The sequence below is a fragment of the Nonomuraea sp. NPDC050556 genome (assembly GCF_044457355.1).
In the GTDB taxonomy this organism is placed as follows: Bacteria; Actinomycetota; Actinomycetes; order Streptosporangiales; family Streptosporangiaceae; genus Nonomuraea.
In genome coordinates this window covers 757,212-781,268 of record NZ_JBITGU010000005.1, presented here as the reverse complement: position 1 = coordinate 781,268, position 24,057 = coordinate 757,212, and the positions used below count along the sequence as shown (strand labels likewise).

General features: G+C 69.7%; 25 protein-coding genes. 16 read left to right on the top strand and 9 right to left on the bottom strand.

The genetic code is table 11. The features are described 5' to 3' along the window. The first annotated feature begins 7 nt into the window (after nt 1-7). From ACIBG8_RS46015 to ACIBG8_RS46005, 3 genes are read left to right on the top strand one after another with little or no spacing between them, the layout of a single operon-like run. Nucleotides 8-961 (top strand): 3-oxoacyl-ACP synthase III family protein, encoded by a 954-nt coding sequence (locus ACIBG8_RS46015; RefSeq protein WP_397349603.1) that lies wholly within the window; start codon nt 8-10, stop codon nt 959-961. Next, nucleotides 958-2,076: a cytochrome P450 gene (locus ACIBG8_RS46010; protein WP_397349602.1), complete on the top strand. Its 1,119-nt coding sequence runs from the start codon at nt 958-960 to the stop codon at nt 2,074-2,076. Before ACIBG8_RS46015 ends, ACIBG8_RS46010 begins: the two co-directional genes overlap by 4 nt. After that, nucleotides 2,073-2,951: an NAD-dependent epimerase/dehydratase family protein gene (locus ACIBG8_RS46005; protein ID WP_397349600.1), complete on the top strand. Its 879-nt coding sequence runs from the start codon at nt 2,073-2,075 to the stop codon at nt 2,949-2,951. The genes ACIBG8_RS46010 and ACIBG8_RS46005 overlap by 4 nt, the downstream gene beginning before the upstream one ends. On the opposite strand, the gene ACIBG8_RS46000 is transcribed toward ACIBG8_RS46005, so the two are convergent. After that, complete coding sequence (locus ACIBG8_RS46000; protein WP_397349599.1) at nt 2,915-3,679, bottom strand: class I SAM-dependent methyltransferase; 765 nt, start codon at nt 3,677-3,679, stop codon at nt 2,915-2,917. The two genes, ACIBG8_RS46005 and ACIBG8_RS46000, sit on opposite strands and share 37 nt — an antisense overlap. Before the next feature lie 125 nt (nt 3,680-3,804). On the opposite strand from ACIBG8_RS46000, the gene ACIBG8_RS45995 reads away from it, so the two are divergent. Continuing rightward, the gene (locus tag ACIBG8_RS45995; RefSeq protein ID WP_397349598.1) at nt 3,805-5,181 is read left to right on the top strand and encodes an LCP family protein; all 1,377 of its coding nucleotides are present in this window, start codon (nt 3,805-3,807) and stop codon (nt 5,179-5,181) included. Nucleotides 5,182-5,223: 42 nt separating this feature from the next. Here the strand turns inward: ACIBG8_RS45995 and ACIBG8_RS45990 are convergent, their stop codons facing one another. Next, nucleotides 5,224-5,850 (bottom strand): L,D-transpeptidase family protein, encoded by a 627-nt coding sequence (locus tag ACIBG8_RS45990; RefSeq protein WP_397349597.1) that lies wholly within the window; start codon nt 5,848-5,850, stop codon nt 5,224-5,226. A gap of 101 nt (nt 5,851-5,951) precedes the next feature. On the opposite strand from ACIBG8_RS45990, the gene ACIBG8_RS45985 reads away from it, so the two are divergent. From ACIBG8_RS45985 to ACIBG8_RS45960, 6 genes are all read left to right on the top strand, one after another. Further along, nucleotides 5,952-6,989 carry an ABC transporter substrate-binding protein gene (locus ACIBG8_RS45985; RefSeq protein WP_397349596.1) on the top strand — a complete coding sequence of 346 codons (1,038 nt, stop codon included), beginning with the start codon at nt 5,952-5,954 and terminating at the stop codon, nt 6,987-6,989. A gap of 12 nt (nt 6,990-7,001) precedes the next feature. After that, on the top strand, nt 7,002-7,793 hold the full coding sequence (locus ACIBG8_RS45980; RefSeq protein ID WP_397349595.1) for an ABC transporter ATP-binding protein: 792 nt from the start codon (nt 7,002-7,004) through the stop codon (nt 7,791-7,793). Between the two features lie 48 nt (nt 7,794-7,841). Then, nucleotides 7,842-8,699 (top strand): ABC transporter permease, encoded by an 858-nt coding sequence (locus tag ACIBG8_RS45975; RefSeq protein ID WP_397349594.1) that lies wholly within the window; start codon nt 7,842-7,844, stop codon nt 8,697-8,699. Beyond that, complete coding sequence (locus ACIBG8_RS45970; protein WP_397349593.1) at nt 8,696-9,082, top strand: RrF2 family transcriptional regulator; 387 nt, start codon at nt 8,696-8,698, stop codon at nt 9,080-9,082. The genes ACIBG8_RS45975 and ACIBG8_RS45970 overlap by 4 nt, the downstream gene beginning before the upstream one ends. Before the next feature lie 67 nt (nt 9,083-9,149). Next, a complete protein-coding gene (locus ACIBG8_RS45965; protein WP_397349591.1) occupies nt 9,150-10,082 on the top strand; it encodes an ATP-binding protein in 933 nt (310 codons plus the stop codon). 39 nt (nt 10,083-10,121) lie between these two features. Beyond that, nucleotides 10,122-10,508 carry an SCO5389 family protein gene (locus ACIBG8_RS45960; protein ID WP_397349590.1) on the top strand — a complete coding sequence of 129 codons (387 nt, stop codon included), beginning with the start codon at nt 10,122-10,124 and terminating at the stop codon, nt 10,506-10,508. On the opposite strand, the gene ACIBG8_RS45955 is transcribed toward ACIBG8_RS45960, so the two are convergent. Further along, entirely contained in the window at nt 10,505-11,449 is a 945-nt protein-coding gene (locus ACIBG8_RS45955; RefSeq protein ID WP_397349589.1) for an LLM class flavin-dependent oxidoreductase, read from the bottom strand. The two genes, ACIBG8_RS45960 and ACIBG8_RS45955, sit on opposite strands and share 4 nt — an antisense overlap. A gap of 46 nt (nt 11,450-11,495) precedes the next feature. Here ACIBG8_RS45955 and ACIBG8_RS45950 point away from each other — a divergent pair, with 46 nt between their 5' ends. Both ACIBG8_RS45950 and ACIBG8_RS45945 read left to right on the top strand, forming a co-directional pair. Then, entirely contained in the window at nt 11,496-11,975 is a 480-nt protein-coding gene (locus tag ACIBG8_RS45950; protein WP_397349753.1) for an RrF2 family transcriptional regulator, read from the top strand. Between the two features lie 46 nt (nt 11,976-12,021). Next, nucleotides 12,022-12,477 (top strand): carboxymuconolactone decarboxylase family protein, encoded by a 456-nt coding sequence (locus ACIBG8_RS45945; protein ID WP_397349588.1) that lies wholly within the window; start codon nt 12,022-12,024, stop codon nt 12,475-12,477. Here the strand turns inward: ACIBG8_RS45945 and ACIBG8_RS45940 are convergent. Further along, nucleotides 12,474-13,139 (bottom strand): ribonuclease HII, encoded by a 666-nt coding sequence (locus ACIBG8_RS45940; protein WP_397349587.1) that lies wholly within the window; start codon nt 13,137-13,139, stop codon nt 12,474-12,476. The genes ACIBG8_RS45945 and ACIBG8_RS45940 overlap by 4 nt on opposite strands. Nucleotides 13,140-13,150: 11 nt before the next feature. Further along, nucleotides 13,151-14,086 (bottom strand): LysR family transcriptional regulator, encoded by a 936-nt coding sequence (locus tag ACIBG8_RS45935; RefSeq protein ID WP_397349586.1) that lies wholly within the window; start codon nt 14,084-14,086, stop codon nt 13,151-13,153. A 79-nt stretch (nt 14,087-14,165) separates the two neighbouring features. Here ACIBG8_RS45935 and ACIBG8_RS45930 point away from each other — a divergent pair, with 79 nt between their 5' ends. The 3 genes from ACIBG8_RS45930 to ACIBG8_RS45920 all read left to right on the top strand — a co-directional run bounded on the left by ACIBG8_RS45930 (nt 14,166) and on the right by ACIBG8_RS45920 (nt 19,443). After that, nucleotides 14,166-15,443, top strand: coding sequence for a pyridoxal phosphate-dependent aminotransferase (locus ACIBG8_RS45930; protein ID WP_397349585.1), 1,278 nt, complete (start codon nt 14,166-14,168; stop codon nt 15,441-15,443). A 131-nt stretch (nt 15,444-15,574) separates the two neighbouring features. Further along, nucleotides 15,575-16,219 (top strand): GNAT family N-acetyltransferase, encoded by a 645-nt coding sequence (locus ACIBG8_RS45925; protein ID WP_397349584.1) that lies wholly within the window; start codon nt 15,575-15,577, stop codon nt 16,217-16,219. A gap of 251 nt (nt 16,220-16,470) precedes the next feature. After that, the gene (locus ACIBG8_RS45920) at nt 16,471-19,443 is read left to right on the top strand and encodes an AfsR/SARP family transcriptional regulator (RefSeq protein WP_397349583.1); all 2,973 of its coding nucleotides are present in this window, start codon (nt 16,471-16,473) and stop codon (nt 19,441-19,443) included. 696 nt (nt 19,444-20,139) lie between these two features. On the opposite strand, the gene ACIBG8_RS45915 is transcribed toward ACIBG8_RS45920, so the two are convergent. Next, on the bottom strand, nt 20,140-21,561 hold the full coding sequence (locus ACIBG8_RS45915; protein WP_397349752.1) for a methyltransferase: 1,422 nt from the start codon (nt 21,559-21,561) through the stop codon (nt 20,140-20,142). Between the two features lie 72 nt (nt 21,562-21,633). On the opposite strand from ACIBG8_RS45915, the gene ACIBG8_RS45910 reads away from it, so the two are divergent. Then, complete coding sequence (locus ACIBG8_RS45910) at nt 21,634-21,930, top strand: hypothetical protein (RefSeq protein WP_397349582.1); 297 nt, start codon at nt 21,634-21,636, stop codon at nt 21,928-21,930. On the opposite strand, the gene ACIBG8_RS45905 is transcribed toward ACIBG8_RS45910, so the two are convergent. Genes ACIBG8_RS45905 through ACIBG8_RS45895 form a run of 3 tightly spaced genes read right to left on the bottom strand, consistent with a single transcriptional unit; the run spans nt 21,905 to nt 24,022 of the window. Then, complete coding sequence (locus tag ACIBG8_RS45905) at nt 21,905-22,879, bottom strand: NAD(P)-dependent oxidoreductase (protein WP_397349581.1); 975 nt, start codon at nt 22,877-22,879, stop codon at nt 21,905-21,907. The genes ACIBG8_RS45910 and ACIBG8_RS45905 overlap by 26 nt on opposite strands. 34 nt (nt 22,880-22,913) lie before the next feature. After that, the gene (locus ACIBG8_RS45900; RefSeq protein ID WP_397349580.1) at nt 22,914-23,516 is read right to left on the bottom strand and encodes a TetR/AcrR family transcriptional regulator; all 603 of its coding nucleotides are present in this window, start codon (nt 23,514-23,516) and stop codon (nt 22,914-22,916) included. Beyond that, nucleotides 23,513-24,022, bottom strand: coding sequence for a GNAT family N-acetyltransferase (locus ACIBG8_RS45895; RefSeq protein WP_397349579.1), 510 nt, complete (start codon nt 24,020-24,022; stop codon nt 23,513-23,515). Before ACIBG8_RS45895 ends, ACIBG8_RS45900 begins: the two co-directional genes overlap by 4 nt. Between the last annotated feature and the right edge of the window lie 35 nt (nt 24,023-24,057).

The following is a 24,057-nucleotide window of genomic DNA, read 5'->3' as shown; positions in this document are numbered from 1 at the left end:
TGCCGGAGTGAAGGCCAGGATCAGCGACATATCGACCTACCTGCCCGAGCGCGTCCTGGACAGCGCGGAGGTGGAGCGGCGCATCGAGGGATGGCGTCCGCCGCGCGGCATCGTCGAGCGGATGACGGGCATCAGGCGCAGGCACGTGGCCTCCGACGACCAGCAGGCGTCCGACCTTGCGGTCGAAGCGGCCAAGACCTTGGCACCCGACGTTGATCTGATGATCTTCGCGTCCGCCTCGCAGGACATGGTCGAGCCGGCCACCGCGCACATCGTGGCGGCGAAGCTGGGCCTGTCTTGCCCGGTCTTCGACGTCAAGAACGCCTGCAACAGCCTGCTCAACGGGGTGCAGGTGGCCGAGGCGCTGATCCTTTCCGGAGCGCACCGGCGGGTGCTGGTGTGCACGGGCGAGACGCCGTCGCGGGCGATCAGGTGGCGGGTGCGCGACCGGGCGCAGTTCGTCGACTCCTTCGCCGGTTACACGCTGTCGGACGCGGGGGCGGCCGTCATCATCGAAAGGGCAGAGCGTGGCATCTTTTATCGAGATTTTTCGGCGGATTCCACGGCTTGGAGCATTGGGACCCTTCCAGGCGGTGGCTCGGCCCACCCCAGGGACCCCGACTCCTCCTACTTCCGCGGCGATGGACGCAGGCTCAAGGAGGCCTTCGAGCTCATCGGCCCGGACATCTTCCTCAACGCGCTCAAGCGCACCGGTCTGACCTGGGACGACTTCGCCGTCGTCGCCGTGCACCAGGTGGCCATGCCGTACCTCCACTTCCTGGCCGACACGCTCGGCATCCCGCAGGACCGCCTCGTGGTGACGCTGCCCGACCACGGCAACTGCGCGTCGGCCACGCTCCCCCTGCAGCTCGCGCGCGGCACGTGGTCGCGCGGCGACAAGGTGGCGCTGCTCGGCCTCGGCGGCGGCATCAGCATGGGCGTGATGCTGGCGGAGATGTGAACCACGAGACCCGGCTCTACCTGGCCGCGCACCCGTTCGCCTACCCGCTGATGCGGCTGCTGGCCAGGCTCGGCCCCGTCGTGCGGGTCCCCGGGCTCGGCGTCGTGGTGAACGACGCGGCGACCGCGCGCCGGGTCCTCATGGACCAGCGGTTCCGCAAGGACGGTCCGGGCTCGCCCGGCGACCTGTGGACGCCGGTGCTGGGGCCGTCCGTGCTGCTCAACATGGAGGGCGAGGCGCACGCGGCGCTGCGCGCCAAGCTCGCGCCGCTGTTCACGCCCGCCTCCGTCGCCGCGCTCGTGTCCGACGTGCTGGCCGGGCCGCTCAAGGACCTGGAGGTACGGCTGGCGGCGGGCGAACGCGTCGATCTCGTCGACACCATGCGCCTGATGGCCGGGGCGGTGATCTGCCGCGTGATCGGGCTGGGCGAGGTGCCCGAGGAGCGGGCCAGGGCGCTCTTCGCCGACGGCGAGCGGGTGGTGTCGATGGTCTCGCTGCGCACGAGGGGGTTGAACCCGCGCCAGGTCGCGGTCGCGCGCGAGGTGCTGGACGGGATCGGCGACATCGCCTCGGCCGCCTACCTGGCCGGGGATCCGGCGACGGTGATGGGGCGGATGAGCGAGCTCGGACTGTCGGAGGCGGAGGCCCGGGGCGCGGCCGGGGCGTTCTTCCTGACCGGCACCGAGACGGTCGCCACCTTCGTCCCCCGGCTGATCGCGCTGATGCACGATCACGGGGCTCAGGACGCCGACCTCGACCGGGCGATCGAGGACGCGATGCGGGTGACGACGCCGACCCCGGTGATGTTGCGGTCGGTCTCCGTCGCCACCAAGGTCGGAAATATCGATGTAAGGCCGGGTGACAGGGTGGTGATCGTGACGCACAACTGCGCCCGCGCCTACGGGCCCTTCGATCCTTCGATGAAGCACCCGACGGAGTTGCGCCGCCTGTGGTTCGGCGCGGGGCCGCACTTCTGCATCGGGTATCCGCTGGCGCTGGCCGAGATCCGGGCGGTGGCCCGGGTGCTGCTCGACCACAGGGTGCGGGTGGTGGGGCGGCGAGCGGCGCGCGGGGTGCTGATCCCCACCTACTCCGAGCTGTGGGTGCGGAAGTGAGGGTCGGCGTGACCGGCGCGTCCGGGTTCGTCGGCGGTGCGGTGTGCCGGGCGGCGGCGGCCACGGGGTGGGAGGTGCAGGGGTTCGGTCGGCGGGCTTCTGCGGATCTGGGCGGCGTGCCGTACCTGTCGTGGGATCTGACCGGGAAGGACCGGCCCTCGCTCGACCTCGACGTGGTGATCCACTGTGCGGGGAGCGTCACGGACTGGGGTGATCCGCGGGAGATCTGGCGGGCCAACCTCGACGGGACCAGAGCTGTGCTGGAGACCTTCCCCGGCGCGCGGTTCGTGCATGTGAGTACGGCCAGCGTCTACGACCCGTTCCGCCCGACGGTGATGGCCACGGAAGCCCAGGCGCCTGTCCGGAAATATGCCAATGCGTATGGGGCGTCGAAGGCGGCGGCCGAGCGGGCCGTCATGGGGCGGGCGGTGATCCTGCGTCCGCACGCCGTCTACGGGCCCGGCGATCCGACGTTGCTGCCTCGCGTGTTGAAGAGCGTGCGCGGGCGGTGGCTCGTGGCGGTCGGGGACGGACGGCAGCGGATCAGCCTGACCTCGGTGGACAACCTCGTCCAGGCGTGCCTGCTCGCTGTTTCACGTGAACCAGGCGTCTACAACGTCACCGACGCGGCGCCGGTCGTCCTCGACGACGCGCTCAGGGCGATCCTGGCCGAGCGCGGGATCCGGGCGACGCCACGCTACCTGCCCCTGAGCATCGCCGACCCGCTCGCGGCGCTCTCGGAACGGTTTGCCAAAAGGCCCCAGCTGACCCGTTACGCCGTAGGCCACCTCGCCGTAGAACGCACCCTGGACATCTCCGCGGCGCGCAGGGACCTGGGCTACTCGCCGTCGGAAACGTCCTTCTCGGGGTTGTGATGGGGCGCTCGCGCCTCGACCATCCAGGTGCCGAACCAGGGCCCTCCGTACCAGAAGCGCCATCCGAGGTCGCGCCGCCACAGGTCCTTCACCCCCAGCCCGTGCAGGACCGTCTCGTACGCCCTGGCGTGCTGGAAGTCGGCGATCAGCAGCCGCCCGCCGGGCACGAGCACCCTCAGCGCCTCGGTCACCGCCGCCTGGCGCCCCTCCTCCGACGGGATGTTGTGAATCGCCAGGCTCGACACCACCACGTCGAACGCGCCGTCGGCGAAGGGCAGCTTCCGCATGTCGCCGGTCACGAACTCGACCCGGTCGGCGACCCCCTCGGCGGCCGCGTTGGCCTCGGCGACCTTGACCCGGTTGCCCGACTGGTCCTTGGAGCGCCACAGGTCGATGCCCGTCGCCTTGCCCGCGGGCAGCCGCTTGGCCGCCATCAGCAGAACGGCTCCGCGCCCGCAGCCGAGGTCGAGCACCTGCTCGTCGCCGCGCAACCCCAGCCGGTCGAGCTCCTTGGTCCAGACCTCGAACTTGCCGCGCCTGGTGGTGTAGGCGTAGCTCGTCGCGCTCGCAAGGGTGTAAAGCGCGCCTATCAGGAAAGCAATAGCAGCGGGAACCACTCCCACCAGGAACGACACCACCATGAGGACCAGCAGGGCCGCGGCTCCGGCGATGAGGCCGAGGAACGCGCCTGGCGCGTCGAAACCATATCGTCCGTGTCGATCACGCATTCTTGAGTTATATCTCAAGAAGGACTTGCCGTGAATTGCCACGACTCACCCGGCATGTTGGCGTAATCATCCAGTAACCGTTACTAGCCTGTGATGGATCTGCTGGTAACGGGGGTTGACAGAGGATGACTGGCAAAAGCCATGGCTTCGGCCTCGGCACGAGCATCGCGCTGACGATGGGCTCGGCCGTGCTGTGGGGGGTCGCGCATCTCGCGACGGGATACCGGCGCACCGGGCTCATCCTCATGGGCGCCTACGGGGTGATGCTGGCGACGGTCGCCACGCTGGTGATCGGGTTCGGCACGCAGCTGCTCTCGCTGGCCGTACAGCCGGGCTGGCTGATGGCCTTCACCATCGCGCTCGCCGCCATCGCCACCGCGTGGTCCATCGTGATCATCTGGTCCTTCGTCCTCGTACGGCCGGCCGTCTCGACCACCGCCACCCGCGCCCTGACCACGGGCGTCGCCGCCGCGCTCTGCGTCCTCGTGATCGCGCCGATGGCCTACGCCGGGCGCCTCGCCTACGTCTCCCGCGACCTGGTGAACAGCGTCTTCACCCAGACCGCCTCGCCCGAGATCGCCGCGGATCCGTGGAGCGGCGAGACGAGGTTCAACGTGCTGCTGATCGGCGCGGACGCCGCGTCCAACCGGGTCGGCGTGCGCACCGACAGCATGACCGTGGCCAGCGTCGACACCTCCACCGGCGCGACCACGCTGCTCGGCCTGCCGCGCAACCTGGAGCACGTGATGCTGCCGAAGGGTCCTGCGCGGGAACGGTTCCCGTACGGCTTCACCGGCGAGCCTCCTTACACGCCTGGACTGCTCAACGAGGTCTACCAGTACGCCGAGGACTACCCGGAGATGGTGCCCGGGGTGCACAAGGGGAAGCGGGGGCCGTCGCTGCTCAAGCGCACGGTCAGCGACATTCTCGGGATCCCGGTGAACTACTACGCGATGGTGGACATGGCGGGGTTCGCGCAGATCATCGACGCCATGGGCGGGGTGAAGGTCACCATCAGGGAGCCCATCGTGTACGGGAAGTACAGCGAGGGCACGCTGGCGGCGGGGACTCGGAAGCTGTCGGGGCAGGAAGCCCTGTGGTACGGGCGGTCACGGACGGACAGCGACGACTACGCGCGGATGAGCCGCCAGAAGTGTCTGCTCAACGCGGTCGCCAAGCAGGCCGACCCGATGACGGTGTTGAGCAGCTTCGAGGGGTTGGCGTCCGCCACCAAGCGGGCGATCGCCACCGACATCCCGCAGGATCTGCTGTCGCCGATGGTCGAGCTGGCCCAGAAGGTGAAGGGCACGCAGATCAAGAGCCTGCAGTTCGTGCCGCCGCTGATCTCCACGGCTGACCCGGACTGGGACCTCATCAAGCGCAAGGTCGCCAGCGCGCTGGCCGACCGTCCGGAGAACAAGACCGCCACGGCTCCCGTGGCCCCCAAGCACGCCGCCCAGAACCCCGACCGACCCGTCTCCCTCGACGCCACCTGCGGCTGACCCAAACCCCAAAGTCTTGAGGACCCCGAGGTCTTAGGGGTCTTAGGCGCTGGGCTTCTGGGGGTTGGAACGAACGTAGACCCGCATCCCCTTGTGCACGAGGTGGAAGACCTCGCTGGCTGTGTGCAAGGGGATGCGGACGCAGCCGTGGGACGCGGGACGAAGAGGGACCTTCGTGGAGCCGTGCAGGGCGATGCCGCCGTCGAAGTACATGGGCTTGTACATCGCCCCCAACCGCCCCTCCTGCCACCCCCGCACCTTCTTGTAGACGCGGAAGTCACCCGGATGCGTCACCGCGTACCCGCAGACGCCCTTCTCGCAGTAGTGCCGGTTCGCCCCCGTAGAGACGTGCGAGATGAGCGCCAGGTCCCCCTTGGCGTACACGAACATGAGCTGACGGCCCAGGTCGACCTCGACGCGGTTGGCAGGGCCCCGCTTGACCAGCGGGACCACCCGGCGCGGGTGGTCCAGGGCGTACAACGTCTTCGCCGTCAGCCGCGAGGTGGGCTTCAGGCCGTTGACCTTCTGGAACCCCCACAGCGCCGCCCGCGTCTCCGCGCTCAGCCTCCCGTCCAGCGGACCGGGGTCGAAGTGCAGCTCGACCAGGCGTTCCTGAACCTGCGGGATGTCCATGAACGCGAGCCTGATCATGAAGAGTCCAAGGATCACCCAGACTCGCCCACCCTTTACTAAATTCCGACTTGACTTGGGGGGAATACCGCGTTTTGATGTGCACATAGCCGACTGATTAAGTAGGAAATGGAGCCATCATGAGGGTAGGCGCCGCTCTGGCCGCACTGGCGATCACAACGCTGGTGGCAGCCTGCGGGTCAACGGGTGGCACGGCGGCCAGTGGCGGCAGCGCCGCCGAGGTCCGCCTCGGGTACTTCCCGAACATCACCCACTCCACCGCGCTCGTGGGTGTCGAGAAGGGCCTGTACGCCAAGCACCTCGGCTCCGGGGTCAAGCTGACGACCAGCACGTTCAACGCCGGCCCCGCCGCGATCGAGGCCGTCTTCTCCGGCGCGATCGACGCCACCTACATCGGCCCCAACCCGGCCATCAACGCCTGGGCCAAGTCCAAGGGCAAGGCGATCAACATCATCGCCGGCGCCGCGTCCGGCGGCGTCTACCTGGTCGTCAAGCCGGAGATCAACTCCGTCGAGGACCTCAAGGGCAAGAAGATCGCCACGCCCCAGCTCGGCAACACGCAGGACGTCGCGCTGCGCTACTGGCTGAACGAGAAGGGCCTGAAGACCGACACCAAGGGCGGCGGCGACGTGCACATCGTCCCGCAGGAGAACTCCCAGACCCTGCAGACGTTCGCCACCGGCGACATCGACGGCGCCTGGGTGCCCGAGCCGTTCGCCAGCCGCCTGGTCCTGGAGAGCAAGGGCAAGATCCTCCAGGACGAGCGCGAGCTCTGGCCGAACAAGCAGTTCGTGATCACCCACCTGATCGTCCGCCAGGAGTGGGCGAAGGCCCACCCCGACCTGGTGAAGAAGCTCCTCGAAGCGCACGTCGAGGCCACCAAGTACCTCAACGACGACCCGGCGGGCGCGGCCGAGACGGTCAACAAGGCCATCGAGAAGCTGACCCAGAAGCCGCTCAAGCCCGAGGTCCTGGCCAGCGCCTTCAAGAACATCACCTTCACCAACGACCCGATCGCCTCCTCGCTCACCGGCAGCGCCGACCACGCCATCAAGGTCGGGCTCCTGCAGCCGGTCGACCTCAACGGCATCTACGACCTGAAGCCGCTGAACGAGGTGCTCGCGGCCACCGGCCAGCAGTCGATCTCCGACAAGTAGGAGGGCGTTTCCGTGACCGCTCCACTTACGGAGCACGCAGAGAGCCGGACCGAGGGCGACGCGCCCGCGATCCGGCTCGAAGCCGTCTCCAAGATGTACGGCCAGGGCAGGAACGGGCTGCTGGCTCTCGACCAGGTGTCCCTGTCCGTCGCCCCCGGCGAGTTCGTCTGCCTGCTCGGCGCCTCGGGATGCGGCAAGAGCACGCTGCTCTCGCTGGTCGCCGGGCTGGACAGGCCGACGGCCGGCGACATCTCCACCTCGGGGCAGCAGGTGGCGATGATGTTCCAGGAGCCCGCGCTCTTCCCGTGGCTGACCGTCTCGGCGAACGTCGAGATGGCCATGCGGGCCAAGGGGCTGCCGCGCAAGGAGCGGCGCGAGCGCGCTTCGGAGTTCCTGGAGATCGTGCACCTGGGCGGGTTCGGCGCCAAGCGGCCGCACGAGCTGTCCGGCGGCATGCGGCAGCGCGTCGCCCTGGCCAGGGCGCTGGCCCAGGACGCGAGCGTGCTGCTGATGGACGAGCCGTTCGGCGCGCTCGACGCGATGACCCGCGACCTGCTGCACGACGAGCTGGAGCGGATCTGGCGGGAGCGCGGGCTGTCGGTGCTGTTCGTCACCCACAACGTGCGCGAGGCCGTACGGCTGGGCGACCGGGTGGTGCTGCTGAGCAGCCGCCCGGGGACGGTGGTCGAGGACTTCCCGATCGAGCTTGCCCGGCCCCGCCGTACGGACTCCGCCGAGGTCGCGGGCCTGGCCGCCAAGATCACGGACAGGCTGAAGGAAGAGGTGATTCGCCATGGGCGTTAGGCGAACCCGAGCCAGCGAGCTGCAAGCTCATGAGGAGGGCGGGCGACCGTGAGTGTCGACACGCACGCTCGGCAGATCGCCGGGCTGGACGCGCTGGAGCTCGCGGCCGACCAGCGGGCCGGGGTGGCCAAGCGGGTCTGGGCGCGGGTGTGGCCGATGCTCACCGCGATCGCGCTCGTCCTGGCCGTGTGGGAGCTGGTCGTGCTGAGCGGCCGCTGGCCCGAGTACGTCTTCGCCGGACCGATCACGACTTTTCAGGACCTGTGGGTGAAGCTCGGCGAGGCCGAGTTCTACCAGGCGCTCGGCACGACCATGCGCCGCGCCGTCTCGGGGTTCGCGCTCGCCGTCCTGGTCGGCCTGGTCGTCGGCGCGGCGGTGTCCCGCATCAGGATCCTGCGCGCCGCCTTCGGGTCGCTGATCACCGGCCTGCAGACGATGCCGTCGATCGCCTGGTTCCCCTTCGCGATCCTGCTGTTCGGGCTGACCGAGAACGCGATCCAGTTCGTCGTGATCCTCGGCGCAGCGCCGTCGATCGCCAACGGCCTGATCAGCGGCGTCGACTACACGCCTCCGCTGCTGCTGCGCGCCGGTCACGTGCTGGGCTTCAAACGGCTGCAGCTCTACCGGCACGTGATCCTGCCCGCCTCGCTGCCATCGTTTCTGGCCGGGCTCAAGCAGGGATGGGCGTTCGCCTGGCGGTCGCTGATGGCCGGTGAGCTGATGGTCATCATCGCCTACCAGTCGTCGCTCGGCGAGCACCTGGCCTACGCCCGCGAGCTCAACGACTCGCCCGGCCTCATCGGCACGATGATCGTGATCCTGGTGATCGGCATCGTGATCGACATGCTGTTCGAGGGCGCGGACAACGCCCTGCGCCGCCGCTGGGGCCTGCGCCAGGAACGATGAGGATCTCTGCGCGAACCCAGTACGCGTTGCGAGCCGTCACCGAGCTGGCCGCAGCACCACCCGGGCCGGTGCCGGCCGAGAGGATCGCCCTGGCGCAGAACATCCCGCGCAGGTTCCTGGACAACATCCTGCTGCAGTTGCGGCGGGCCGGGCTGATCAACAGCCTGCGCGGGCCGGAGGGCGGCTACTGGCTGGCCAGGCCGGCCGAGGAGATCACGCTCGCCGACGTGATCGTCGTCATCGAGGGCAGACCCGAGTACGCGGAGCACGGCGGCTACCCGGGCGTCGCGCAGCCGCTGGCCGACGTCTGGAGCGCCCTGCGCGAGCACGAGGAGTCGCTGCTCACCGAGATCACCTTCGCCCAGATCGTCAAATCCGCCTAGTCACGGGCTTCGCTGTGCCAAGATGAGAATCGACAACGGTTTTCATTTTGAAGCAGGGGGCACTGCGGTGAGGGTGGCGTTCGTCGGCAAGGGCGGTAGTGGCAAGACCACGATGTCCGCGCTGTTCTCCAGGTACGTGGCGAGCCAGGGCGCGCCGGTGACCGCGATCGACGCGGACATCAACCAGCACCTGGCCCTGATCCTCGGCGTCGAGCAGCCGCCTGAGCCCCTGGGCGCCCACCTGCCCGAGCTCAAGGAGCACCTGCGCGGCGCCAACCCGCTGATCGCCTCCGCCGACGTGATGGTCAAGACGACCCCGCCAGGCCGCGGCTCGCGCCTGCTGCGCTTCGCCGACCTGCCCTACTCCGTGCCCACCCCCGAGGGGCCGCGCCTGATGGTCACCGGGCCGTTCGGCGAGGACGACCTGGGCGTGGCGTGCTACCACTCCAAGGTCGGCGCGGTCGAGCTGCTGCTCAACCACCTGGTCGACGGGCACGGCGAATACGTCGTGGTCGACATGACGGCCGGGGCAGACTCCTTCGCCTCCGGCCTGTTCACCCGGTTCGACCTGACCTTCCTCGTGGCCGAGCCGACCAGGCAAGGTGTCAGCGTCTACCGGCAATATCGCGACTACGCCGCCTCCTACGACGTGCCGATCGCCGTCGTGGGCAACAAGGTGCACGGGCCCGGCGACGTCGACTTCCTGCGCGAGCACGTCGGCGACGACCTGCTGACCTGGATGGAGCACTCGGCCGCCGTGCGCGCCATGGAGCAGGGCCGCTCGTTCACCATGGACGACCTGGAGCCCGCCAACTCCGAGGCGCTGGCCGTACTCCTCAAGCACCTGGACGCCCGCGAGAAGGACTGGGCCCGCTTCGGCGCGCAGGCGGTCGACTTCCACCTGCGCAACGCGCGGGCCTGGGCCAACGAGCGCACGGGGATCGATCTGGCGACGCAGGTCGATCCCGGCTTTGTGTACGGCCCGGCATCGCTGGGTTAACGTCGCAGTGATCCCCTTCCGTTGTGAGAGGAGACAGGCATGTCCCTGACCGTTTCCCGTGATCTGCTCGAACAGGCCCAGGCAGGCGAGGTCGACGACGCGGCCTTCGTCGCCTGCGTGCGCGACTCGCTGCCCTACGCCTGGGCGACGATCAGCGCGCTGGTCGAGCAGCGCGAGCACTCGGGGGCCGAGTTCGCCGACAACCACGTCCCGCCGCCGTCGGAGGAGGCGCGCGGGCAGCTGCTCAGGTGCCTGGCCAGTGACTCGATGCGCGGCGCGCTGGAGCGTCACTTCGGCGTACGGCTGGCCTTCCAGAACTGCCACCGGGTCGCCGTCTTCGACCCGTCGGCGCAGAAGGCTCTGGCCGAGTTCGTGACGCCGAGGTCGCAGATCCTCAACCAGAAGCCGGAACTCGTCGACTGCTAGAACGATCGGACCCTCGGGAGCACTTCGGCGCCGAATCGCCGGATGGTGTCGAGGGTCCTTTTCGTTCCTTCGACGAAAACGATGAGGTGCCCGATCCCGGTGGCCGCGACCGTGCGCCGGATGGTTTCCACACAATGATCGGCACTACCCACCGGATGAATCCGCGCAAGAAACTCCACATATTCCGCGATATTTCGTGACTTACGAGGTTGGCCGTTGATCGGGATATATCCCGCGACACCGGGCTCCATCCACGTCGGCATCACGGACGTCAACTCCCGTACGGCCTCAGCCGTCGTGTCCGCCACGTTCCCCACCACGGCAGCCACGTGCCCACCGCCCGGCCCGTACTCGCGCACCGTCGCCGCCTTGCCCGCGTCGTCGACGTGCATGCCCAGCAACATCGGCAACCCCCGCTCGGCCGCCACCCGCACGGTCCCCGACGACGTGCACGCGACCACAGGACGCAGCGGCGCCGACGGCACCACGCCCACCTCGTGCCCGCCGCCCACCGCGTAACCGTCCAGCGCCCGGCACAGCACGTCGAGCGACCCGGCGAACCCGCTCTCGAACCGGTCGAGCCCCGTCCCGAACACCTCGAGGTCCACCCACGGCCCGCCGCGCCCTACCCCCAGCGTGAACCGCCCGCCCGACAGGTGATGCACCATCGACGCCTGCTCGGCCAGCGCCACGGGATGCTGCGTGGACAGCACGCTCACCGCGGTGCCCAGCCCGATGCGCCGCGTACGGCCGGCGGCGGCCGCCATGAGCGTCACGGCGGACGGGCACACCCCGTAGGACATGAAGTGGTGCTCGGCCACCCACGCGTCGTCGAACCCCGCCTCCTCCGCAGCCACGACCGCCTCGACCGTGTCCCGCAGCACCTCCCCCGGATCCTGTCCGGGGAACTGCGCCGCCACCAGAAAGACTCCGACCCGCATGGGTTCCATCGAATCATTCTGGATGTGTAGTATCCAGGATGTGCGGATGAACGAGGGCGTCGAGTGGGCGCTGCACAGCTGCGTCAACCTGGGCTGGCTGGAGGACGACCAGCCCGTGACGACGGCGCGGCTGGCCGCCTTCTACGACCTGCCCCCGGCGTACCTGAACAAGCAGCTCCAGGCGCTCGTCCGCGCCGGCCTGCTGACCTCCACCTCCGGCCCCAGGGGCGGGTTCCGGCTGGCCAGGAAGCCCGAGGACATCACCGTGCTCGACGTGGTCACCGCCATCGAGGGCCGGGAGGACGCCTTCCGCTGCGAGGAGATCCTCAGGAAGGGCCCCAACGCCAACCCGGAGGCCGACTACCGCAGGACCTGCCGGATCTCGGTGGTGATGCGCAAGGCGGAGCTGGCCTGGCGCAGGGAGCTGGCCGGGCAGACCATCGCCGACGTCCAGCACCACGTGGAGAAGGCGAACCCCGAGGCACCGGGCAACACCCGCGCGTGGTTCGTCAACGCGCGGCCGTGAGCCGTGCAGTAATTCTAGATATTTCAGATCCAGTTAAGGAGAAAGAATGCACCCCAGGATGAGCATCCGCAAGCCGGCCGCCGAGGGCATGAAGGCGATGATGGCGCTGGAGAGCTACGTGCGTAACAGCCCGGTGCCCAAGGCCACCCTCGAACTGGTGAAGATCCGCGTGAGCCAGATCAACGGCTGCGGCTTCTGCGTGGACATGCACGCGCGCGACTTCAGGAACGCCGGTGAGAGCGACGAGCGGCTGTGGTCGGTCGCCGCCTGGCGCGAGGCGCCCTACTACACCGACGAGGAGCGCGCCGCCCTGGCGCTGGCCGAGGCGGCCACCCGCCTGAGCGACAGCCCCGAGGGCGTGCCCGACGAGGTGTGGGAGGCGGCCGCCGACCACTTCGACGAGGAGCAGCTGTCCGCCCTGATCATGGCGATCGCCGCGATCAACGCCTGGAACCGCATCAACGTGACGATCCGCACCCCCGCGGGGACGCCGATGCTCTAGAAGAGCGCGTCCTGCCCCTCGCCGACCAGCGGGTCGCGGTGCTTCTTCAGGTGCCGCCACTGCGGCAGGTCGTCCAGATAGGACCATGACAACCGGTGGTGCGGCGTCGGCCCGAAAGCGGCCAGCGCCGCCTGGTGGACCGGCGAGGGGTATCCGGCGCTGTCGGCGAAGCCGTACTCCTCGAAGCCCAGCGTCGCCATGTGGGCGTCGCGCCGCACCTTGGCCAGCACCGAGGCCGCCGCGACCGAGATCGACGCCGAGTCGCCCTTGACCTCCAGGCGCACCGGCCAGGGCGGGCCGATGTAGTCGTGCTTGCCGTCGAGGATCACCGCGTCCGGCCGCACCGGCAGAGCTTCCAGGGCTCTGCGCGCGGCCCGGCGCAGCGCCTCCGTCATGCCGAGCGCGTCGATCTCCTCATGGGTGGCGTCGCCGTACCCGATGCCGACCGCCCACTCCTCCAGCAAAGGCACCAGGGCCGCGCGGCGCAGCGCCGTGAGCTGCTTGGAGTCGGTCAGGCGGGGCGGCGGGTCGGTTAAGTCCGTCACGACCGCGCAGACGGTGACGGGACCCGCCCACGCCCCGCGCCCGACCTCGTCGACCCCGGCGACGACCCGGCCGCGCCCGCCGGACAGGAGCTGCTCGATGGAGTAGGTAGGCGCCATGGGTCCAGAGGCTAACGGTCGGCGAGCCGTACCGGCTCCAGATCGGCCGCGAGGTAGCGAGCGGCCACGTGGATGGCGCGCAGCGTCACGGAGACGGACGGCCGGTGCACGCTGGACGTCCTGGCCACCGCGTGCACCTCGCGCCCGACCGGCGAGCCGGGGAACTCCCGTACGGCGATGCCGCGCACCCCCGCCGCGAGCCCCAGAGCGGGCACGGCCGCGATGCCGATCCCCTTGGCCACCAGCGACAGGATCGTGCCGAGCCCCTCGAACTCCCACGGCGTCGGCCGCGTGCCACCCACGTCCACGAAGAGCCGGTCGACGGCCAGGCGGGACGGCTCGCCGTCCGGCGTCGCCATCCACGGCTCGTCGCGCAGCTCCCGCAGGTCGAGCGGCACGTCCGGGTCGGCCAGCCGGTGCTTGCGCGGCACCACGAGCACCAGCGGATCGTGCAGCAGCGGGAACACGCGCAGCGAGTCGGAGCTGCGCGCCGTGCCGTACCAGTCGTCGATCAGCGCGATGTCCACCTCGCCCGACTGCACCTCCCGCATGCCTCGCCCCGACCTGGACTGCCCGAGGCGCAGGGTCAGCTCGGTGTGCCTGCGCAACGAGCGGGCGAGCGCAGGTGCGAACGCAACGGCGGCCGTGGGAAACGCCGTGACCACAACCCGCCCGGAAGGCGTGCCCTTATGGGCGGACAGATCGGACTCCGCCTCCTCGACCATCGACAGGATGCGCTCGGCGTGCGCCACGAGACGGCGTCCCGCGTCGGTGAGCTCCGCGCTGCGCGCCGTGCGGTCGATCAGCGCAGTTCCCGCTTCCCGCTCCAGCGCGGCCAGTTGTTGAGAGACGGCTGACGGACTGTAACCCGTCGAGACAGCCGTCGCCGCGATGCTCCCTCGCCTGGCGAACTCGCAGATCAACGTCAAACGCCGCAAATCTAGCATCAGACTTCCTTATGCCTACCCACACCAAGCCTCGCTTGTGCTGATGCCTTCATCCAACCACGCTGGGAACGTGACAAACATGAGCGTGACACTCTCCGCCACCTTGGCGGCCAACGAAGACATCGAACGAAGACGACGCGCCGGGGAACGAGTGCTGCACCTGGCCTTCGGTGAGGCAGGTCTGCCCGTCCACCCGGCGCTGCGCGACAAGCTCGTCGCCGCATCCGACCGCAACGGCTACGGTCCGGTCGCAGGGGCGGCTGAGTTGCGCGAGGCGGCGGCGGGTTACTGGACTCGGCGGGGGCTGGCCACCGACCCAGAGCTGGTCGTGTGTGGGCCGGGCAGCAAGTCCCTCCTGTACGGCCTGCTCCTGGCGATCGGCGGCGACATCGTGTTGCCGATGCCGAGCTGGGTCAGCTATGCCGCGCAGGCCGATCTGGTCGGTTCCCGTCCCATCCTGGTGCCCGCACCATCAGGAGAGGGCGGCGCGCCTGACCCGGACCGGGTCGTCTCCGCCGTGCTGCACGCGCGCAGCCAGGGCAGGGTCGTCCGCTCCCTGCTGGTGACCCTCCCCGACAACCCGACAGGGCGCCTCGCGTCGCCGCAGACCATCCGCCGCCTGGTGGAGGTCGCCCGCGAGCTCGACCTGGTGATCATCTCCGACGAGATCTACCGCGACCTGCTGCACGACCCGGCTCCGCCGTACGTGTCGCCCGCCGACCTCGCGCCGGAGCGGACCGTCGTCACCACGGGACTCAGCAAGAGCCTGGCGCTGGGCGGCTGGCGCATCGGCGTGGCCAGGCTCCCGGACGGCGCGCACGACCTTCGCAGGAGCCTGCTGGCGGTGGCCAGCGAGATCTGGTCGGCGCCTGCGGCGCCCGTCCAGGACGCGGCCGCCTACGCCTTCACCGAGCCCGTCGAACTGGTCGAGCGGATCACGCAGAGCCGCAGGCTGCACAGCACGGTCTCGCGGGCCGTCTACGACAGGTTCGTCGAGGCGGGCGCCTCGGTGCCGATGCCGCAGGGCGGTTTCTACCTTTATCCCGATCTCGGGTACCTGGGCATCGCCGACATCACCCGCGTTCTGCTCGAAGAGCACGGCATCGGGGTCCTGCCAGGGCACGCCTTCGGCGACGACCCGTCGTGCTCCCGCGTCCGCGTCGCCACGAGCCTGCTGTACGGCGAGACCACGGAGGAGCGTCTGGCCGCCCTGACCTCGACCGATCCCCTGCTTCTGCCCTGGATCGCGGAGAGCCTCGACCACCTCACGATGGGGCTCAAGGAGCTCTCCGTCGCACGCAGGGAGCCTGTGCGTAGACGCAGAAAGGCGCTGGTGCCAACGCCTTGTCACGGTTAGGCGAATCTTTGCCTCGCCAGACCCGCTGGCGACCCCTCTGAACTGGGAAAACGTGGACTTGCATGAAGCTGCAAAAGGTTCCCGGTCGATAGCTGGTTACACGTGCCGTGCGCAGACCCCATCATGTGCTCATGCCCGCTCTTGTCACCTTGTCCGGGCGCTCCGTGCGCCTGGAACCTCTCAGCCTCGCGGTGGTCGACGACCTCGTCGCCGCGTCGAGTGAAGACCGCTCCACTTACGCCTTCACTCGGGTCCCGAACGGTCGGGACGAGATGGTCTCCTACGTGGAGGCCGCCATGGCTGAGCAGGCGGAGGGCCGTACGGCGCCCTTCGCCATCCGGTGGCTGCACACCGACCGCGTGGTCGGTGCCACCCGTCTCATGAACCTGGAGTATTGGCAGGGCCCCATGCCCTGGCCTCCGGGTACTCGTGGCGTGGTGGGCGAGGTCCCGTCCGTGGCGGACATCGGTTACACCTGGCTGGCCGCTTCGGCCCAGGGCACGGGTGTGAACCGGGAGAGCAAGTTCCTCATGCTCTCGCTCGCCTTCGAGACCTGGAACGTCCATCGCATCACGCTCAAGGCAGACGTACGCAACCTCCGCTCCAAGGCCGCGATCGAGGCGCTCGGCGCCCAGCTGGACGGCGTTCGCCGCGCGGAGGCCAGGGGAGCGGACGACACCGTCCGAGATACGGCGTACTACTCGATTCTCGGCCACGAGTGGCCCGGGATCCGAGAACGGTTGGCGATGAGGCTCGGCCTCGTCGAAGCCGCATAAAACGTCCACGTGTCCGCGAAGGCCCCGCCCACATCCCAGGGCGGGGCCTGGTGTTTTTCATGGGGTGCATGGCCGCCCCCGTGTGAATTGGGGCCATGCCCTCCAGATCTCCAGCATGGCTTTTTCCGTTCAAAGCCGAATCAACGGCGAATCAACACTTCGGTTAACGAGGTGTCCTATGCCTATGTGTTAGGCATCGAAGGATCTATCATTTGGTAACAAAACATCCCATTGGGCTGGAGACAGACGGCATGGCTGGTCAGGGCATCGAAAGCGGGCTGCGGTTCGCCGTGCTCGGTCCCGTGCGCGCGTGGCGTGATGGCCGGGAACTCGATCTGGGAACCCCCCTGCAACGATCCATCCTCGGCATGCTGCTGCTGCGCGAGGGCAGGGCGGTCACACCGACCGAGATGATCGACGCGGTCTGGGGCGAGGAAGCTCCGCCCCGCGCGCTCGGCGCCCTGCGCACCTACGTCTCCCGCCTGCGTACCGTCCTGGAGCCCGACCGCCCCGCCCGCTCCCGGCCCGAGCTGCTCACCTCCGTCGGCCGGGGCTACGCGCTGCGGCTGCCCGAGGGCTCGCTCGACCTGACGCTGTTCGAGCGCGGCATCCACGAGGCGGAGACCCTGCGCAAGGCGGGCAAGCTGCACCAGGCGGGCGCCACGCTGCGCGCCGCCCTGTCGCTCTGCGAGGGCGAGCCGCTGGCCGGCGCCGTCGGCCCCTACGCCGAGCACCAGCGCGACCGGCTCATCGAGCGCCGGATCGCCGCCATCGAGACGCTCATGGACATCGACCTGGAGCTCGGCAACCACGCCTCCGTCGTCTCCGAGCTGATCGCGCTCACCGCCGACCACCCGCTGCGCGAGAAGCTGCGCGCCCAGCTCATGCTCGCCTACTACCGGTGCGGCAGGCAGGGCGACGCCCTCGCCGTCTTCACCGAGACGCGCGAGGCGCTCATCGACGAGCTCGGCATCGAGCCTGGCCCCGAGCTGGCCGCGCTGCACCAGCGCATCCTGGCCGCCGACCCTGGCCTGGCCGCCGCCGCCGTCGCCACCGAGGAGGAGGAGCAGGCGCCGGCCGACGACTCCATCCTCGACCTCCCCCGGCCCGCGCAGCTCCCCGCCGCCGTGAACGACTTCACCGGCAGGCGCGAGATCGCCGGACGGCTGCGCACGCTGCTGTCGGCGCAGAACTCCTCCGAGGGCGTGCCCGTCGCGGCGATCTGCGGCATCGGCGGCGTGGGCAAGACGGCCCTGGCCGTGCACGTGGCGCACGCCTGCGACGACCTGTTCCCCGACGGTCAGCTCTACGCCGACCTGCGCGGCTACACCGAGGACCCGACGGCGCCCGCGTCCGCGCTCGGAGCGTTCCTGCGGGCGCTCGGCATCCCGCCGGACGTGATCCCCGAGGGGCTGGCCGAGCGGTCGGCGCTCTACCGGTCGCTGCTCGCCGACCGGCGCATCCTCGTGCTGCTGGACAACGCGCGCGACGCCGAGCAGGTCATGCCGCTGCTGCCCGGGTCTGCCGGGTGCGCGGCGATCGTCACCAGCAGGGGCAAGCTCGCCGACCTGCCGTCGGCGCGGCTGGTCGACCTCGACGTGATGGAGCCGGACGAGGCGCTCGCCCTGTTCGCCGCCGTCGCAGGGCCTGAGCGGGTGGCCGCCGAGCGCGCCGCCGCCATGGACGTGGTGGCCGCCTGCGGGTTCCTGCCGCTGGCCGTACGGATCGTGGCGGCCAGGATGGCGGCTCGGCCGTCCTGGACGGTCGCCTCGCTCGTGCCCAGGCTCGCCGACGAGGCGCGGCGGCTCGACGAGATGCGGGTCGGCAACCTCGCCGTCGAGGCCACCTTCGCCCTCGGGTACGGCCAGCTCGAAGCGGCGCAGGCCAGAGCGTTCCGCCTGCTCTCGCTGCCCAACGGGCCAGACATCTCCATCGGCGCCGCCGCGGCCGTGCTGTCGATGCCCACGATCGAGACGGAGGACCTGCTGGAGTCGCTGGTCGACGCCAGCCTGCTGGAAGCCCCAGCGCCCGGACGCTACCGCTTCCACGACCTGCTCAAGCTGTTCGCCAGGCGCATCCTGGAGAAGACCGAGCGCCAGCAGGCCCGGACGATGGCTCTGCGCCGGCTGCTCGGCTTCTACCTGGCCTCGGCGCAGTCGGCGCACCGGCTGGCCTACGAGGGCAGCATGATCTCCGACAACCTCGTCGTGGTCGGCAGCGGGCGCACGTTCGCCTCGGCCGACGACGCGGTGGCGTGGCTGATCGCCGAGGGCGACGCGTTGTTCGCCGCGATCAACCAGGCGGCCGACGCCTCGCGCACCGGTGAGCAGCTCCTGCCCGCCGGTGACCTGCTGGTGGCGATGGAGCCGCTCCTGGAGTCCGGAACCCACACGCGCGAGTTCGACCAGGGCACCAGGGCGGTGCTCGCGACCGCGCGGAAGATCGGCGACCGGGCCAGCGAGCTGCGCTCCCGCTACGTGCTCGGCCGCGTGCTGTTCGGCGCCAACCAGCTCGTGGAGGCCGAGGAGCAGTTCAGGCACGTGCTGGAGCTGTCCGGAGACGGGGACCACATCGTGATGGGCGAGGTGCTCAACGCCCTGGCCGTGGTCACGGGGCGGCAGCGCAGGCACACCGAGGCGCTCAACTGGTTCGACGCGGCGATGACGCACTACCGCGACAACGGCGTGCCGGCCGGGGAGGCGTTGGTGCTGAGCTACTCGGCCCGCGACCACCTGGGGCTCGGCCGTCCCGAGGACGCCATCGCCGCGGCGGAGAAGGGGCTGGCGATCTTCACCGAGATCGGCAGCGGGGCCGGTACGGCGCGCGCCCGGTACCACCTGGGGATCGTGCTCTCCCGCGTCGGGCGTCTCAACGAGGCGGTCCACCACCACGCCGAGTGCCTGGCCTTCTTCCGCGCCAGCAACCAGCGGGTGTGGGAGCAGCGGGTGTGCTCGCGGCTGGCCGAGACGTTCATCGCCGCCTCGCGCTTCTCCGACGCCGTACGGCACGCGGAGCAGGCGCTGGTGGTGAGCAGGGAGATCGGTCATCCGTACGGCGAGGCCCTGTCGCTCACGGTGCTCGGCAAGGCCTTGCACGGGATGGGCAACGCCTCCCGCAGTGCGGACTGCCTACGGCAGGCCTTCGACATCTTCAGCAGACTCGGCGCTCCCGAGGCCGGTGACCTCAAGGCTCTCCTCGACACTGCCGCCGCCGTCAAGCCCTGAGTACAGCTCGTCGTCCAGTCGTGTCATCCACACATGGTTGATCAAGGCTGTCTCTTTTCGCCAGGGGTGTGTTAGTCCGGCCGGTCATCTGACCACCGCGCTTCGCTAGGGGGCCCGGTTATCCGGATGCTCCACGCGGCGGCTAGCCGCCTCACATCGACGACCGGCCGGACCTGACACGAACCTTTTGAACCCCCCAGGTCCGTGCCCACAACCCAAGGGTGCACAGGCGGCGTCAACATCGAATCAACGCCCAATCAACACCATCCTGACAACCCACCCCCACCCCGCCTTCCCGCCCTCCGCCCACCCACCCGCCCGCCCTTGGTCCCGCTGTGGCTAGCGACCTCTGGCAGTTTCCGACCGCGCGGGTGCCGGTCCGTAAGTGCACTGACGTCGCGCTGGATGCAACTGGGTCCCGGTGGCAGTGGTCCGTCTTTCCTGTGCAGCCTGCTCGGGGTCCATACGTGCCTTAGGAAGCTCCCTCCGGCGTGGGCGGAAACCGGTGGCGATCCTCAGTCAGCGTCGCGCCCTTGACGACCCCCGCAAGGCCGTTCAAGCTCGCGCGTGTGCAAGTTCGCACAAACTGCCAGAGGTCGCCAGCCACAGCAGGACCAGGGGCGGGAGGGCGGGTGGGCGGAGGGCGGGCAGGCGGGTGGGAGGAGTGGATGGGGGGCGGGGTGGATGTGGGTGGGGTTAGGCGAGGGTGAAGTAGCCCTCGGCTATCAGGGGGCGGAGTTGGTCGGCGTGGACGCGGTCGCCGCCGACCAGTTCGGCGATCACGTTCAGCAACGGGCCCACCGCCAGTTCGCCGTCGCAGACGCCTGCCAGCGCCGCCTCGACCGTCCCCACGTCGGCGCTCCGGCGGAGGCCGCGGGTCTGGCGCAACACGATGCGGGATGGGTCCTCTGCCCCAGGCAAACCGATGCGCTCGTCCAGCACACCGTCGACCAGCACCAAACGGGCCGAGTCCAGGTCCAACGTCCGGTGGGCCACCGCGATCGCGTCCAGCACGTCGTCCACGTAATCGCCTACCGGCAGCTCCACCTGCTGCGTCATCTGCTCGATGCGCACCACGGGATCCAGCGACCCGCTGTTCCGCATGGTGATCCACCCGAAGCCGACAGCCTCCACCTTCTGCGCCTCGAACCAGCCCAGCCACCGGTCGTAATGCTCGGCGTACGCAGCAGTCCCCTGCTCCGCCGCGTCGCGCAGCCACAGCTCGACGTACTCCGCCACATCCTGCACGTCCCGCTGCACCACCCACCCGTCGCACCCGGTCTCGGCCAGCCACCCGCCCACCCGGTCACGCCAGTCGTCCCCGTTGACGTGCATCCAGTTGGCGAGGAAATGGGCCTGCCCGCCGGGGTTCAGATGCCGCGCGGCCTGCCGTACCAACTCGCGGCAGAAACCGTCGCCCTCCTCCCCCGACTCCCGGTACGTCAGCCGCCCACCCGGCGAGATCACGAACGGCGGGTTGGACACGACCAGGTCGAAACGTTCGTCGGAAACCGGCGAGAACATCGACCCCACCCGGCCCTCGACGCCGTGCACCCCCGACAGCCGCCAGCTCAGCTCGGCCAGCTCGACCGCACGCGGGTTGACGTCGGTCGCCACGGTCCGGGAGGCGCGCCCGGCGAGGTGCAGCGCCTGGACCCCGCACCCCGTGCCCAGGTCGAGCGCGCTCTCCACAGGACGCCTGGTGACGAGCTGCGCCAGGTTCCCCGACGCGCCCCCCGCGCCGACGACGTGGTCCGTACGCAAAGCAGGATCGCCAGGACGCACCTTCCTGTCGGACACCACGTAGTGATCGCTCTCCCACGGCTGCAGGTGCACCGTCGAGCGGTAGGCCCCGTCCACGAGCGAGACCAGCCCTGAGTCCCGTACGGCAGGCGGCACCTCGGGCACCGAGGCCCCCAGCCAGAACAACCGGATGAGAACCGCCAGCGGATCGCCGCCGGTAGTGGCGCGCAGCGCGGGAACCAGCTCCTCGCGGGACAGCGCGGCCGCCGCCGTGTCGCCCAGGCGTTCGCGGACGCCGTCGATGGTGTAGCCGGATTCCAGGAGGTGATCGCGCAGTCTTTCCACGAAGCCCATCCTAAGATCCGAAACCCTCAGTAATCATACTGTTACCGAGATACCCAAGCGTTCTCCAAGTGCGGGACAACTCGCGCACGGTATCTAGGAGGCATGTTGATTCCTTGCCTGGCCTGCGAGTCCCGCTTCAAGCCCGACGAGTACTTCAACGCGTGTTCCGACTACAACCGCGGCCTCGACCTGGTCTCCTGGACCTGCCCGCGCTGCGGCAACCGTGACGACCTGCGAGTGCTCCCCGGCGAGCTCGGGTTCGGCTACCCGCGCCACGGCCGGTTCGACCAGCGGGTACGGGTGCCCGGCCTGCGCAGGCAGCGCCAGGACCTCCGCCTGGACATCTCGCTCGACGCCGGCTCGTGGCGGGTGCCTACGCGGCTCCGCCTACCGGCGTGACGGCGCCGCAGGCGTAGACGGGCGACTCGCCGCGCAGCAGCCTGGCCACGTCGTCCACGATCGCCCCCGCCCGCTCCTCCTCGCTCGCGCCCGTCGCCTCGCCCAGGTGCGGGGTCAGCACCACGTTGTGCAGCCTGGCCAGCGGGTGCGTCGGGTCCAGCCACTCCCCCTCGAAGTGATCCAGCCCCGCGCCGCCGAGCTGCCCCCAGCGCAACGCGTCGACCAGGGCGGACAGGTCGTGCAGCTCGCCGCGCGAGGTGTTGAGGTAGATCGCGTCCCTGCGCATGAGCGAGAACTCGGTGTCGCCGATGAACCCTCTGGTCTCGGCGGTCAGCGGCACGTGCAGGGAGACCACGTCGGCCTCGGCGAGGAGTTGCTGCAGGCTGTGCGTGGCCCCGGAGACGTACGGATCACAGGCGATCACCCGCATGCCGAGCCCTTCGCACCGCCAGCGCACCGCCCTTCCCACGCGGCCCAGGCCGACGATGCCGAAGGTGCGTCCGGACAGACGCATGCCGCGGTGCCGTTCGGCCGGCGGTACCCCGCCGCGGTAGACCCGGCCCCGCCGTACCTCCCTGTCGGCTGTGACGATGTGCCTGCTGACGGAGAACAGCAGCGCCAGCGTGAGCTCGGCCACGGCGTCGGAGTCGCGGTCGGTGGCGTAGAGGACGGGCACGCCGTTCGCCGCGGCGAGCGGCAGGTCGACGGTGGTGGGCGCGCCCATGCAGGCCACCACGTCGAGCGGGAGGGCCAGGACGGACCTGCGCACCTCGTCGTTGGAGATGACCAGCACGGTCGCGCCGGTCTCGATGATCAGGTCGGCGAGCTGGTCGTCGCCGAACCCCAGGCTCGGCCGATCCTCCACCTCGCACACGTCGGCGACCTCGCCCAGGCGGGCGAGCGCGCTCTGCGGCAAGGCGGTCAGGACGAGCGCCCGAGGTCGTCTCACAATCGCGACAATAACACCACAGAGTGTGGCTGGATCATTGCTCCCTGTTCTGTTGGCGCAAGCTCTGCCACGCGGCCTCGCCGAGACCCTTGATCTCTTCCTCGGTGGGCTGGTGCGCTCCGGCGAACCAGAGGCGGCACATCTCCTGTGCGGGACCGAGCCACAGGACGTAGCACATGGTCGCGTGGACGGGCTGGAGCAGGCCGTTCTTCATGTGCGGCTTCCACCAGTCGGCGACCTGGCGGAAGAAGGAGCGCCTGGCCTCGGCCACCTCCGAGCCGCCGGGCTCGGTCTTGCGCGGCGGGCGCTCGCTGATCAGCAGCCGCGCGCGCTCCGGGTGCTCACCGGCCCACCGCATGTGGAAGGCCACCACTGCCTCGATGCCCGCCCTGGCGTCGTCGTGACTGACCAGCTCCGCGACGAACGCCGCCTGGTAGGCGGCGAGGATCTCGGCGTAGAGCACGCCGAAGACGTGTTCCTTGCTGGCGAAGTGGTGGTAGAAACTGCCGACGCTGACCCCGCTCTCCTCGCGGAGGCTGGCCAGCGTGGTGGCCGACACCCCGTCCTGGCTGAAGCGGCGCAGGGCGCCCTCGATGATGCGGGTGCGGCCGTCGCGTCCGTTCTTGACACTCTTCACAGGGTCAATGGTGAGCCAACAGAACCTTGTTCCGCAAATACCGCTGCCTGTTGGATCATAGCGGTCACCTCGACCGAGCCGGAAGAGACCGTCATTTTCGCGTCAGGGAAGGCTTTGCGGATCAGGGAGAGCACTTTTCTGTTCTCGCCCAGGACGTCCATGCCCACGGTCGTCGCGCCCCGGATCGCGGCCCGCCAGAGCAGGGTGTCGATCAGCCGCTGGCCGACCCCGCACCCCTGCCAGGGGTCGGCGACGACGATCGCGATCTCCACGTCGGCGTGCGCCCCCATGTAGCTCATCGCGTGCCCGACGATCTCGTCGTCGAGCGTGGCGACCAGCGCGTCGTGCCGCTCGTCCATGGCCAGCAGCGCCTTGATCAGGCTGGAACGCTGGGCGCTCACGCCGGTGAAGAACCGCAGGATCTGCGTCTGCAGGGACAGACCGGCCAGGAAGCGCTTGAGCCGCTCTTCGTCTTGTGAACGCGCGGGGCGGATCTGGGTTCCCATCATGGACTCAGCATTCTCCGACCGGCCTGAGTCTG

Bases quoted from the DNA above. Each gene is read 5' to 3' on its own strand.
- ACIBG8_RS46000 (WP_397349599.1), bottom strand. From the start codon at position 3,679: ATGCGTGATCGACACGGACGATATGGTTTCGACGCGCCAGGCGCGTTC.
- ACIBG8_RS45995 (WP_397349598.1), top strand. From the start codon at position 3,805: ATGACTGGCAAAAGCCATGGCTTCGGCCTCGGCACGAGCATCGCGCTG.
- ACIBG8_RS45985 (WP_397349596.1), top strand. From the start codon at position 5,952: ATGAGGGTAGGCGCCGCTCTGGCCGCACTGGCGATCACAACGCTGGTG.
- ACIBG8_RS45970 (WP_397349593.1), top strand. From the start codon at position 8,696: ATGAGGATCTCTGCGCGAACCCAGTACGCGTTGCGAGCCGTCACCGAG.
- ACIBG8_RS45960 (WP_397349590.1), top strand. From the start codon at position 10,122: ATGTCCCTGACCGTTTCCCGTGATCTGCTCGAACAGGCCCAGGCAGGC.
- ACIBG8_RS45955 (WP_397349589.1), bottom strand. From the start codon at position 11,449: ATGCGGGTCGGAGTCTTTCTGGTGGCGGCGCAGTTCCCCGGACAGGAT.
- ACIBG8_RS45950 (WP_397349753.1), top strand. From the start codon at position 11,496: ATGAACGAGGGCGTCGAGTGGGCGCTGCACAGCTGCGTCAACCTGGGC.
- ACIBG8_RS45945 (WP_397349588.1), top strand. From the start codon at position 12,022: ATGCACCCCAGGATGAGCATCCGCAAGCCGGCCGCCGAGGGCATGAAG.
- ACIBG8_RS45940 (WP_397349587.1), bottom strand. From the start codon at position 13,139: ATGGCGCCTACCTACTCCATCGAGCAGCTCCTGTCCGGCGGGCGCGGC.
- ACIBG8_RS45935 (WP_397349586.1), bottom strand. From the start codon at position 14,086: ATGCTAGATTTGCGGCGTTTGACGTTGATCTGCGAGTTCGCCAGGCGA.
- ACIBG8_RS45930 (WP_397349585.1), top strand. From the start codon at position 14,166: ATGAGCGTGACACTCTCCGCCACCTTGGCGGCCAACGAAGACATCGAA.
- ACIBG8_RS45925 (WP_397349584.1), top strand. From the start codon at position 15,575: ATGCCCGCTCTTGTCACCTTGTCCGGGCGCTCCGTGCGCCTGGAACCT.
- ACIBG8_RS45920 (WP_397349583.1), top strand. From the start codon at position 16,471: ATGGCTGGTCAGGGCATCGAAAGCGGGCTGCGGTTCGCCGTGCTCGGT.
- ACIBG8_RS45910 (WP_397349582.1), top strand. From the start codon at position 21,634: ATGTTGATTCCTTGCCTGGCCTGCGAGTCCCGCTTCAAGCCCGACGAG.
- ACIBG8_RS45895 (WP_397349579.1), bottom strand. From the start codon at position 24,022: ATGGGAACCCAGATCCGCCCCGCGCGTTCACAAGACGAAGAGCGGCTC.